Annotated in this window: 11 protein-coding genes; all 11 read left to right on the top strand. The window is 74.8% G+C overall.

Annotated elements, in window-relative coordinates; translation table 11 throughout:
* A partial coding sequence (locus AB0I98_RS48670; protein WP_362952779.1) for a DEAD/DEAH box helicase occupies positions 1–2602 on the top strand: 2602 nt, incomplete at its 5' end.
* Positions 2602–3957: a hypothetical protein gene (locus AB0I98_RS48665; RefSeq protein ID WP_362952777.1), complete on the top strand. Its 1356-nt coding sequence runs from the start codon at positions 2602–2604 to the stop codon at positions 3955–3957. The genes AB0I98_RS48670 and AB0I98_RS48665, both read left to right, overlap by 1 nt.
* Positions 3958–4127: 170 nt before the next feature.
* On the top strand, positions 4128–5621 hold the full coding sequence (locus tag AB0I98_RS48660) for an AMP-binding protein (RefSeq protein WP_362952775.1): 1494 nt from the start codon (positions 4128–4130) through the stop codon (positions 5619–5621).
* A 1-nt stretch (position 5622) separates the two neighbouring features.
* On the top strand, positions 5623–5886 hold the full coding sequence (locus AB0I98_RS48655) for an acyl carrier protein (protein ID WP_362952773.1): 264 nt from the start codon (positions 5623–5625) through the stop codon (positions 5884–5886).
* Between the two features lie 2 nt (positions 5887–5888).
* Positions 5889–6935, top strand: a complete 1047-nt coding sequence (locus AB0I98_RS48650) for a hypothetical protein (RefSeq protein WP_362952771.1) — start codon at positions 5889–5891, stop codon at positions 6933–6935.
* On the top strand, positions 6928–7989 hold the full coding sequence (gene trpA / locus AB0I98_RS48645; RefSeq protein ID WP_362952769.1) for a tryptophan synthase subunit alpha: 1062 nt from the start codon (positions 6928–6930) through the stop codon (positions 7987–7989). Before AB0I98_RS48650 ends, trpA begins: the two co-directional genes overlap by 8 nt.
* Entirely contained in the window at positions 7986–8360 is a 375-nt protein-coding gene (locus tag AB0I98_RS48640) for an ectoine synthase (RefSeq protein ID WP_362952767.1), read from the top strand. Before trpA ends, AB0I98_RS48640 begins: the two co-directional genes overlap by 4 nt.
* Complete coding sequence (locus AB0I98_RS48635; protein ID WP_362952765.1) at positions 8360–9499, top strand: acyl-CoA dehydrogenase family protein; 1140 nt, start codon at positions 8360–8362, stop codon at positions 9497–9499. The genes AB0I98_RS48640 and AB0I98_RS48635 overlap by 1 nt, the downstream gene beginning before the upstream one ends.
* Entirely contained in the window at positions 9496–10188 is a 693-nt protein-coding gene (locus AB0I98_RS48630) for a transglutaminase-like domain-containing protein (protein ID WP_362952763.1), read from the top strand. Before AB0I98_RS48635 ends, AB0I98_RS48630 begins: the two co-directional genes overlap by 4 nt.
* Positions 10188–10856: an N-(5'-phosphoribosyl)anthranilate isomerase gene (locus AB0I98_RS48625; protein WP_362952761.1), complete on the top strand. Its 669-nt coding sequence runs from the start codon at positions 10188–10190 to the stop codon at positions 10854–10856. Before AB0I98_RS48630 ends, AB0I98_RS48625 begins: the two co-directional genes overlap by 1 nt.
* Positions 10853–11529: indole-3-glycerol-phosphate synthase (locus AB0I98_RS48620; RefSeq protein ID WP_362952759.1), on the top strand; the 677-nt coding region annotated here is incomplete at its 3' end. The genes AB0I98_RS48625 and AB0I98_RS48620, both read left to right, overlap by 4 nt.

Below are 11529 nucleotides of genomic sequence, written 5' to 3'. Positions count from 1 at the left end.
CGCGCTGGCGGTGCTGGCCCGCGCGGCCCGGCCGGGGGCGGCGGCCCATCCGGCCGCCGCGTTCTGGGGCGGCGCGGCCGCGATCGCCTGGCACCTGGCGGCCCGGGAGCGGCTGCTGCCGGGCGTCACACCGGGCGGCTACGACGCCTGGCGGATGGGCCCGCTGGACCTGGACGACGTACGACGGGTGCGCGCGCTGGCCGGCGCCGCGCCGCCCCAGGCGTACGCCACCGCCCTGCCGGGCACCGGTGGCGGGGCCGTGCGGATGCCCGAACCGGAAGGCCTGGTACGGGCGTTCATGGATGCCGTCGCCGACACCCTGCCGCGGACGGCGGCCGCCCACGCGGCCACCGGCCGGGCCGCCTTCGCCGCCGTCGAACCCCAGCACGTGCCCCAACTGCGGGCCTGGGCCCAGGAGATCTCGGCGGGCCTGGACTCGGGGGTACGGGTGTCCCTGCGCGCTCAGCTCACGGACACCGGCACGGAAACCCCTCCCACCCTGCGCCTGGTCCCCCGCGCCCACAGCCTCGCCGACCCCACCCTCGCCCTCGACGCGGAAGACCTCTTCGCCAGCGCCGACCACGCGCTGGGCCCCCGCGCCCAGGCCGACACCGTGCTGGCCATACGCCGCGGCGCGGACGTGTGGCAGCCGCTGCAGCGGCTGCTGCCCGTGCCGCGCGCCATGGACCTGTCCGACCGGGACGTGAACGACCTGCTGGGCGGCGCCGCCGGCCGGCTGCGCGCGCACGGCATCGACGTGCGGTGGCCCAAGGACAGCGGCCGCTCGCTGACCGCCCGGGCCGTCGTCGGCGCCGACCTGCCGCCGCCGGCCGACCTGCGGTCCTTCTTCGGCGGCGCCCACACCGTGGACCTGCGCTGGCAACTCGCCCTCGACGGCGAGGCGTTGACCAACCAGGAGACAGGCGAGGTCGCCGCCGGCCGCCCGGTGGTACGGCTGCGGGGCGGCTGGATCCTGGCTGGCGCGGACCTGGCCCGCAAGGCACGCGAGCGGGAGGTGGGCCCGCTCAGTGCGATCGAGGCGCTCGCCGTCGCCCTGACCGGGTACGCCCGCGCCGGCAGCGAGCAGGTGCCGGTGGCGCCCACGCCGTGGCTGGAGGCGCTGCGCGCCCACCTCACCGATCCGGACGGCGGCGGCGAGCCCGTACCACAGCCCGCCGCGCTCGCCGCCACCCTGCGCGACTACCAGCTGCGCGGCCTTCGCTGGCTTCAGCGGATGACCTCGCTGGGGCTGGGCGGCTGCCTCGCCGACGACATGGGCCTGGGCAAGACGATCCAGCTGATCGCGCTGCATCTGCTGCGCCAGGAGCACGACAACTCCAGCGGCCCGACCCTGGTGGTGTGCCCGGCCTCGCTGCTGGGCAACTGGCAGCGCGAGGTGGGCCGGTTCGCACCGGGCACGGCCGTACGCCGCTACCACGGCACGGGCCGCACCCTGGACGGCGCCGACGACGGATTCGTCCTGACGACGTACGGCACGATGCGCCTGGACGCCGACCGGCTCGCCGGGCACCGCTGGGGCATGGTCGTCGCCGACGAGGCCCAGCACGTCAAGAACCCGCACTCCAGCACCGCGAAGGCGCTGCGGCTGATCCCCGCCGACGCGAAGATCGCGCTCACCGGCACCCCCGTCGAGAACAGCCTCTCCGAGCTGTGGGCGCTGCTGGACTGGACGACACCCGGACTGCTCGGCGGATACGGCGAGTTCCGCCGCCGCTGGATGGCACCGATCGAGGCGGAGCGCACCGAGGGCGCGCGAGAGCGGCCCACGGCCGCGCGGCTGGCCGGCCTGGTCCGCCCGTTCCTGCTGCGCCGCCGCAAGTCCGACCCGGGCATCGCGCCGGAGCTGCCGCCCAAGACCGAGACGGACCGGCCGGTCGCGCTGAGCGCCGAGCAGTCGGCGCTGTACCGCGGGCGGGTGGCGCAGGTGATGGGACAGATCCGCGGTAGCGAGGGCATCGCCCGCAGCGGTCTGGTCCTGAAGCTGCTCACCGGCCTGAAGCAGATCTGCAACCACCCCGCCCAGTTCCTCAAGGAGCAGGACACGCCGCTGACGGGGCGGTCGGGGAAGCTGGAGCTGCTCGACGAGCTGCTCGACACGATCCTCGCCGAGGACGGCGCCGCACTCGTGTTCACGCAGTACGTCGCCATGGCCCGGCTGCTCGAGCGGCACCTGCGCGAGCGCGGCGTGCCCTGCCAGCTCCTGCACGGCGGCACGCCCGTGCCCAAGCGCGAGGAACTCGTCCAGCGCTTCCAGGACGGCCAGGTGCCCGTCTTCCTGCTGTCGCTGAAGGCGGCGGGCACCGGCCTGAACCTGACCCGGGCCGAGCATGTCGTGCACTACGACCGCTGGTGGAACCCGGCGGTGGAGGCCCAGGCCACGGACCGCGCCTACCGGATCGGCCAGAAGCGGGCCGTCCAGGTGCACCGGCTGATCGCCGAGGGCACCGTCGAGGACCGCATCGCCGCTCTGCTGGAGTCGAAGAAGGACCTGGCGGACGCGGTCCTCGGCGCCGGCGAGCAGGCACTGACACAGCTGACCAACGACGAACTGGCCAACCTGGTCGAGCTGAGGAGCCTGTGATGGCCGCGAGCCGAGGCAGTGGCGCCGGCGATGCCCGGGGCTTTCCCGCGTTCGCCGCACGCAAGGGCGGCCGGGCCCGCGGCCAGTCGTTCTGGGCCAGGGCCTTCACCGAGGCCGTCGAGGACACCTGGCCGCAGGAGGAGCCGCTGAAGCAGGGCCGGGCCGTCGCCCGCACCGGGCGGATCGGTCCGCTCACCGTCAGCCCCGGGCGGATCTCAGCTCAGGTGTACGGCGGCGAGGACGCGTACACGACCGTGGTCACTCTGCTGGAGCTGGACGAGCGGGAGTGGGAGCTGTTGTGGGAGAAGACCGCCGACCGGCCGGCCGAGACGCAGGCGCTGCTGGCGGGTGAGCTGCCCGAGGACCTCCTGGAGGCGGTGGAGGACGCCCGGGTGCGGCTGCTGCCCGGCTACGGGGACCTGGACGCGGACTGCGACTGCGACGCCCTGGACCATCCCTGCCCGCATGCCACGGCCCTGTGCTACCAGATGTCGTGGCTGCTGGACACGGATCCGTGGCTGTTGCTGCTGCTGCGCGGCAGAAACGCCGCCGGGGCCGTGGAGGAGCTGAAGTCCGAGCTGCTGCTGCGGGCCATGGCCGGCGACGACACCACGGACGACACGGACGACGCCGCCGACGCCGCCGACGCCGGTGACGCCGGTGACGCCGGCGCGGCTGAGGAGCGTGGGGCCGAACCCGCCCCGCCCGGCGCCCCGTTGCCCGGCGTTGACCCGCTGGCCGCCTGGTCGCGGCCGGCGTCGCCGCTGCCGGACCTGCCGGACCTGCCCGACCTGCCGGCCGGCACGGACGAGCCGGTCACCGGCATCGCGGCCGACCCGCTGGAGCGGCTGGTCGCCGACGCGGCCCACGCCGCCAGAGGCCTGCTCGCCTACGCCCGGGGCCTGACCGACTCGCCCGCGCCGCCGCTGGACCGGTGGCAGGACACCGTGCGCATCGCCGCCACCCATCCGGATCCGCGGGTGGCGGTGCGGCTGCGCGAGAGCTGCGGCCGGCCGGCCCAGGAGCTGGACCGGGCGGCCCAGGCATGGCGCACCGGCGGGGCGGCGGGCCTCGATGTGCTGGAGCGCACCTGGTCGCCGTCCGCCCAGGAGCGGGCGCGGGCCCGTGCGGCGCTGTCGGCGGGCTGGGAGGCGGACGAACTGCCGCAGCTCGAGGTGCGGGACAACCACTGGACGCCGGCCGGGCAGCAGATCCAGCTGCGTCTGGGCCGCGACGGGCGCTGGTACCCCTACCGCCTGCGGGCGGGCCAATGGTGGCCGGCCGGACCTGCGCACAGCGACCCCTCGGACGCCCTGGCCGACCTGACCGACCCGGCCGACCCGGCCGGCGGCTGAACGACCGCGCGGGAAAAAAAGGGGGGCCTCGTCACCGGGTGGTGACGAGGCCCCTTTCGTGCGGGAGTTCGTGCGGGAGGTGCACCGCGGCTCGATCAATCCTCCAGACCACGCCAGCACGATCGGGAGCCACAGGCACCGCGCGGTGCGCACCAAAACGGGGAGGGATCGTGACCGGACACGCCACGGCACACCGCTCTGCTCTCCTGGACGGTGTCCTCACCCAGGCACGGCGCACCCCGCACGCGACGGCCCTGGTATGGCGGGGCGAGGAGATCGGCTACGGCGCGCTGCTGCGCCGGGCGGAGAAGGAGCGGGCCCGCCTGGCGGATCTGCCGGGCGACGAGCCGGTCGCCGTACCGGCCGTGACGTCACCCGGCACCATCGCCCTGGTCCTGGCCTGCCTGCTGCAGCGCCGCCCGGTCCTGCTGCCCGCCGCCACCCTGGGACCCGACGCAGCCGCCCGGCTGCACGAGCAGGCCGGTGTACGGCACGTGCTGCGGCCCTGCGACACTCCCTTGCCGCCCGGCCCGCACCCCCCGCGACCGCCCGCCCCGCCCGCCGGCCGGCCCGCGCTGCTGCTCACCACCTCCGGCTCCACCGGAGCGCCGAAGATCGTGCCGCTGGACGCGGACGCGATCGACGCCTTCACCGGCTGGGCCGGCGCCGCCTTCGGCATCGGGCCGGGCACGACGGTCCTCAACTACGCGCCGCTCAACTTCGACCTGTGCCTGCTCGACGTGTGGACCACCCTCGCGCACGGCGGCCGGGTCGTCCTCGTCGAGGCCGACCACGCCCTGGACGGTCCGCGCCTGCTCGCCCTGCTGACCCGGCATCAGGTCCAGGTCGTCCAGGCCGTCCCGATGTTCTTCCGGCTGCTCGCCGACGCCGCCGACGCCGCCCGGGCGGTGCTGCCCGCCGTACGGCACGCCATGGTCACCGGCGACGCCGTGCCCGGGCCGCTGCTCGCCCGGCTGCCCGCGCTGCTGCCCGGCGCCCGGCTGCACAACATCTACGGGTGCACCGAGACCAACGACAGCTTCATGCACGAAGTGGACGCGGCAGGCGCGGCGGACGGCGGCCGGCTGCCGCTGGGCCGGCCGCTGCCCGGCGTCGACGCCCTCCTGGTCACCGACGCGGGCACCGTGCTGGCCGGGCCCGGCACCGGTGAACTCCTCGTCTCCACCCCGTTCCAGACCCGCGGCTATCTGGGCGCCGCGGCCGCCGCGCCGGTGTTCGTGCCGCATCCGGCTAGCGCCGGCACGCCGGGCCGGCGCTACTTCCGCAGCGGCGACCTGGTGCGCCGGCACCCGGACGGCTCCCTCACCCTCGAGGGCCGCACCGACTTCCAGGTCAAGGTGCGCGGGGTGCGGGTCAACGCCCAGGAGGTGGAACACGTCCTGCTCGGCCACGACGAGGTGACCGAGGCGGCCGTGCTGGCCCTGCCCGACCCGGTCGCCGGACGGCTGCTGCACGCGGTCGTCAGGCGCACGGCGGGCTCACACCTCAACAGCCTGACGCTGCGCGGGCATCTGGCCCGCCGACTGCCCCGGGCGGCGGTCCCCTGCGGGCTGCGGATCGTCGACGACCCGCTGCCCAGGACCTCCACCGGCAAGGTCGACCGCGACCGGGTCGCTTCGGCCCACTTCACCAAGGAGAACTGACATGTCCCACGCCCAGGCCGTCAAGGAGTTCGTCGTCAAGGAGTTCCTGCCGGACGTGCCCGCCGAGGAACTCGCCGACGACCTCGACCTCATGGCGAACGGCGTCATCGACAGCCTCGGCCTGCTCAAGGTGATCGCCTGGCTGGAGGACCGCTACGGCGTCGACACCGACGCCGTCGACCTGGACCCGGAGTCCTTCACCTCCGTCGCGGCGATCGCCGCGTTCCTCGCCGCCGCGCCGCGCGAGCACGCGGGGGCCGCGTAGCCATGCACGAGGCCGTCGTCTCGCTCATCGGCCGGGAGGCTCCCGTGCAGCTGCCGGTGTGGCGGTCGTTCTGGGACCAGCTGCACGCCGGAGGCCTGCGCCGGGGCGAGGCCACGGCCCTGCTCGCCTCGCTGTCCACGCAGATGCCCGACCGTCTCACCCTGCAGGCACTGCTGGACTCGCTGGCCGAGCGCCGGCCGGCCCGCCCGGCCACGGAGTTCGCCGGTGCCGTCAACATCGTCGGCACCGGCGGCGGACCACCCACCTTCAACATCTCCACCGCGGCCGCCTTCGTGGCGGCGGCGATGGGCGTGCCGGTCGTCAAGACCGGCTCCCGCGCCTACACCAGCTCCTGCGGCTCGCTCGACCTGCTGGAGCGGCTCGGCATCGCCCCGGCCACGTCGTACGAGCAGACCTGGGACACCCTGGAGCATTGCGGGATCGCCTTCGCCGGGTACTTCGTCTACCCGGCGGAGATCGCGCTGCTCGCCCGGGCCGCCGCACCGCTGGACCTGCGCCGGCTGGGGTCGTTCGTCAACACGCTCGGCCCCTTCCTGGCCGACATGCCGGTGCGCGCGCAGGTGACCGGGGTGTCCCGGCCGCAGGCGCTGGCGGGGCTGCGGCAGGCGGCCGGGCATGTCTCCCGGACGACGGGCCGGACGGTGTGGCTGGCCGACAACGACGCCGGCGCCGACGAACTCCTCGCCTTCACCGCCAACCGGGTGCGCTGCTACCAGGACGGCGCCGAGGACGAGTTCACCCTGTCGCCCGGCGCGCTGGGCCTGGGCTCCGGCCGCCTGGCGGACCTGGCCCGGCCCGAGCAGGCCGGTGTGCGGCACGCCGCGGACCTCTTCCGTCAGGTCCTCGCCGGCCACGGCACCCCGGCCGCCACCGAAACCGTCTGCCTCAACGCCGCCGCCCTGGCGGTGGCCGGCGGCATCACGGGCGACTGGCACCAGGCGCTGCGCGCGGCCCACGCCACGCTGCACGACGGCACGGCGCTGTCCCTGGTCGAGCGCCTGCGCACGCGGGAGGCGGCCCATGCCTGAGCGTGTGCTGCCCACCGCCTTGGCGGCGGGCCGCGTGCCCGCCCCGCCGCCGCTTTCGGGCCTGGCCCCGGGCGCGGTCAAGGGCGTGGCGGCCCTGTCGGCGGCGTCCTGCCGCGCCGCGACCGCCGCCGAGGCCGCACCCGCGCGGCGCTCGAGCAGCGGCCGCAGGGCCGAGGGCGCGCCCCCCGGGATCGCGCACCCCCCGGTCCCCGCGGACGGCGGCGGGTTCTTTGCCCGCCGGCGCCCCGGCCGGCCGGGCATCGCCGTGTTCCTCAACGCCGGCGATCCCCCGCTTGAGACCCTGCCCGACCTCGTGGCGATGCTCGACGACAGCGACATCGACTGTCTCGAACTGGCCGTGCCGTTCCCGGGCTCCGTCACCGACGGCCCCGTGATCCGCCGCAGCGCCGACCGTGCCCTGGCCGGCGGGGTCACCCTGGACGCCGTCCTGGACGCGGTGGCGGCCCTGCGCCCGTCCCTGCGCCGGCTGCGGATCGCGCTGCTCGCCGACTGGAGCCACACCGTCAGGGGCCGGGACCTGGGCCACTTCGCCCACGCGGTGGCCGGCGCCGGCTGCGACGGCCTGCTCCTGCACGGCCTGCCGCCCCGGCTGCGCCCCGCCCACTACGAGGCCGCCCACCGGGCCGGACTGCCGCTGGTCACGACCTGCTACGCCGTCTCCGCACCAAAGGTCGTGGCGGAGGCCGCCGCACACGCCTCCGCCTACCTCTACCTGGTCGCCCACTACGGCCGCAGCGGCACCGCCGCCGCCTTGGACCACGACCGGCTCGCCGCGACCCTCACCCAGCTGCGCGCCACCAGCCGCGCCCCCATCGCCGTCGGTTTCGGCGTGCGCACCGGCGCCGACATCGCCGCCCTGGAAGAGCTGGGCGCGGACGCCGCCGTCGTCGGCAGCGCCGGCGTGGCCCGTATCGAAGGGGCCCTGGCCCAGCGGCGCGACGCCGTGCGGGAGTTCGCCTCCTTCGTCACGGAGCTGCGCCACCCGGCCGCTAGCCGCCCTGACCCCCGTATGAAGGAAGGAAGCCACACATGATCGTGCGCACCATCGACAGCGTCCGCTGCGTCGACTGGGGCAACGGCCTCAGCCGCCGGTTCCTCACCGAGTCGGACGGCCTCGGCTACACCGTCACCGACACGATCGTGCGGGCCGGCACCAAGTCACGGCTGGAGTACCGCCGTCACCTGGAGGCCTGCTACTGCATCGCGGGCAGCGGCGAGATCGTCGACATGAGCGGCGAGAGCCACCCCATCACCCCCGGCACGCTCTACGCCCTGGACCAGCACGACGCGCACTGGCTGATCGCCGGCCCGGACGAGGACCTGCGCCTGGTGTGCATGTTCACGCCGGCGCTGCGCGGCGACGAGCGCCACGACCTCGACTCGGACGGGTTCTCCCACTACTGATGATCACGTGGACCAAGGACCAGCGGCGGCTGCGCGAGGGGCTTGTGCCCCTGCTGGCCAAGCTCAGCGACGGACACATCCAGCGGGACGCCGACGCCGCCTTCCCGCGCGCGCAGTGGGACCTGCTGCGCGCGACGGGAATCCTCGGCCTGCCCTTCGAGGAGCGGTTCGGCGGGCTCGGCCAGGATCTGCTGACCACCATGTATGTCCTGGAGGGGCTGGGCCTGGGCTGCCGGGACGCGGGGCTGAACTTCTCCGTGTGCAGCCACCTGGTCGCCGCCGGCGTCCCGCTGCAGCGTTTCGGCTCCGAGGAGTTGAAGGCCCGCTATCTGCCCGCGCTGTGCTCCGGCGACCTGATCGGCGCCCATGCGATCAGCGAACCGGACAGCGGTTCGGACGCGCTGGCGATGCGCACCCGGGCCGAGCGGGACGGCGACCACTACGTCCTCACCGGCAGCAAGGCCTTCGTCAGCAACGGCCCCGTCGCCGATGTGATCACCGTGTACGCCCGCACCAGCGACCGCCCCGGACCGCTGAGCATCACCGCGTTCCTCGTCGACCGTGCCACGCCCGGGCTCACCGTGGGGCGGCCGGTGGCGAAGATGGGGCTGCGCACCTCCCCGCTGTGCGAGCTGTACTTCGACGCCTGCCGCATCCCGGCCACGCAGGTCGTCGGCCGCCGCGGCGGCGGCTTTCTCGTCCTGGACCATGTGATGCGCTGGGAGATCCTGTGCTCCTTCGCCGTCAACGCGGGCGAGATGCGCGACCGGGCCGAGCGGTGCGCCCAATACGCGCGCACCCGTACCCAGTTCGGGCAGCCGATCGGCTCCTACCAGGCCGTGTCCCACAAAATCGTGGACATGGAGATCGGGGTGGAGTCCGCCCGGCACTGGCTGTACTCGGCGGCGGCCAAGCTGGCCGCGGGCGAGAACGTCACCCGTGACATCGCCATCGCCAAGCTCGTCACCAGCGAGGCCAACGTCGCCTCGGCGCTCGCCGCGGTGCAGATCTTCGGAGGCAACGGCTACATGGCCGAGTACGGCATCGAGAAGGAGCTGCGCAACGCGGTCGCCGGGACGATCTACTCCGGCACGTCCGAGATCCAGCGCAACCGCATCGCCTCGATGCTCGGCCTGTGACCCCTTTCAAGAAAGCGGACCCCACCACCATGACCGCCCTGGCAGCAACCCAATTCATCGACCACCACAGCCCAGAAGTGCGCACGTTCGTCACCCAGGCGCTCCCGGCCACCGCAGCCACGCCCACCGAGCGGGCGGTGGCCCTGTACTACGCCGTACGGGACTCCATCCGCTACGAGGTCTACGGCGCCGACCTCACCCGCGAGGGCCTGCGCGCCAGCCAGGTCGTTGCCACCGGCGCCGGGATGTGCCTGCACAAGTCGGTGCTGTACACGGCCGCACTGCGCGCGCTGGGCATCCCGGCCCGCCTGGTGCTGACCGACGTCCGCAACCATCTCGCCTCCCAGCGGCTCAAAGAGCTGCTGGGCGGGGACGTGTTCCACCAGCACGCCCTGACCGCACTGCACCTCAACGGGCGCTGGGTGAAGGCGACCCCGGTGTTCAACAAGACCCTGTGCCGGCTGTACCGGATGGCCCCGCTGGAGTTCGACGGCACCGCCGACAGCGTCCACCACCCCTTCGACCTGAAGGGCCGGCGCCAGATGGAGTTCCTGCGCGAGCACGGCGCGTTCGACGACCTTCCCTACGAGCGGGTGATCGGCGACCTGCGGGCCGCGCACCCGCGGCTGTTCACCGCCCAGGGTGCACGGTTCGCGGAGGGTTCCCTGGTGCGCGAGGCGGCCGCGTAGTGCTGGTCAAGTTCTGCGGCGCCACCACCGCCGCCGAGGTACGGGGCGTCGCCGACGCGGGCGCCGACCTGGTCGGGCTGTGGCACCAGGTGCCCGCCGGGCGCGCGGAGCTGTCCGCGCAGCGGCTGGCCGGCCTGGCCGCCGCGGCGCGGGCCACCGGCCGGCTTCAGCCCGTGCTGGTCACCTTCGGCTCCGACGTCGAGGCGCTGGCCCGGCTGACGGCCGGCGGCGGCCCCTGGTGGATCCAACTGCACGGCTACCAGCCGCCCGCCACCGTCCGCGCCCTGCGCGCGCTGGTCCCCGACGGCGTACGCATCGTCAAGGTCCTGCACGTGCAGGGCGCCTCCTGCGTGGAGGCGGGACTGATCGGCGCCTACGAACGGGCCGGCACGGACTGCTTCCTGCTGGACGCGGTCACCGCCGACGGGCGCATCGGCAGCACGGCGCTGCCCCTCAAGCAGGCCACGGTGACCGCTCTGGCCGACCGGATGGCCCGCCCCTTCCTGCTGGCGGGCGGGCTCAGCGCGGACAACGCCGGCCGGTTTCGCGGCGCCGTCGCCCATCCCCGCTTCCTCGGCATCGACGTGGACTCCGCCGCGCGCGGCCCGGGCGGACTGCTCGCCGAGGCCCACGCGGCGGCGGTGGCCACCGCCTGGAGGACGCCATGACGTTCGTTCAGGCCCTGACGTCGGCCACCCGCCCGGTGATCATGGAGGTCAAGCGGCGGGACGCCGACGGCACCGACCTGCTGGGCGGGCGCACGGTCGCCGAGGTCGTCGCCGGGTACGAACAGGCCGGGGCGCCGTGCCTGTCGGTGGTCACCGGCCGCTGGTTCGGCGGCAGCGAACAGCTGCTGGGCGAGGTCGCCGCCCGCACCGCACTGCCGCTGCTGCGCAAGGACTTCATCACCTCGCGGCGCCACCTGCAGCGCAGCCGCGACCTGGGGGCTGGCGCAGTGCTGCTGACGGTGAAGGTGCTGCCCGCCGACGTCCTGACCAGGCTGGTCGACCATGCGCTCGAGCTGGGCCTGACCCCGTTCGTGGAGGTCGCCGACGCGGTGGAGGCGGCCGCGGTACCCCGGCCGGACGCGTGCGTGGTCGCCGTCAACAACAAGGACATCGCCACCCGGGAGCGGCTGCCCGGCGACCTGGCCCGCAGCGCCGGCCTGCTGCCCGCCGTGCGGAACACCGGCGCCCGCTTGGCGGTCAGCGCCAGCGGCATCACCGACCCCGCCGACGCGGCCCGGCTGCTGGCGGCGGGCTTCGACGGCCTGCTCGTCGGCACCGGGCTGCTGCGCGCGGCGCACCCGGCCAGCTGGTGCGCGGCCCTGGATATGGCCCG

It is taken from the genome of Streptomyces sp. NPDC050211 (assembly GCF_040656035.1).
In the GTDB taxonomy this organism is placed as follows: domain Bacteria; phylum Actinomycetota; class Actinomycetes; order Streptomycetales; family Streptomycetaceae; genus Streptomyces.
Note: the sequence above shows the minus strand (reverse complement) of the source record. Positions and strands in the feature narration are given on the sequence as shown.

What these genes read in the sequence shown, in the direction of transcription:
- AB0I98_RS48665 (WP_362952777.1), top strand. Translation starts at nt 2,602, where the DNA reads ATGGCCGCGAGCCGAGGCAGTGGCGCCGGCGATGCCCGGGGCTTTCCC.
- AB0I98_RS48655 (WP_362952773.1), top strand. Translation starts at nt 5,623, where the DNA reads ATGTCCCACGCCCAGGCCGTCAAGGAGTTCGTCGTCAAGGAGTTCCTG.
- AB0I98_RS48650 (WP_362952771.1), top strand. Translation starts at nt 5,889, where the DNA reads ATGCACGAGGCCGTCGTCTCGCTCATCGGCCGGGAGGCTCCCGTGCAG.
- trpA (WP_362952769.1), top strand. Translation starts at nt 6,928, where the DNA reads ATGCCTGAGCGTGTGCTGCCCACCGCCTTGGCGGCGGGCCGCGTGCCC.
- AB0I98_RS48640 (WP_362952767.1), top strand. Translation starts at nt 7,986, where the DNA reads ATGATCGTGCGCACCATCGACAGCGTCCGCTGCGTCGACTGGGGCAAC.
- AB0I98_RS48635 (WP_362952765.1), top strand. Translation starts at nt 8,360, where the DNA reads ATGATCACGTGGACCAAGGACCAGCGGCGGCTGCGCGAGGGGCTTGTG.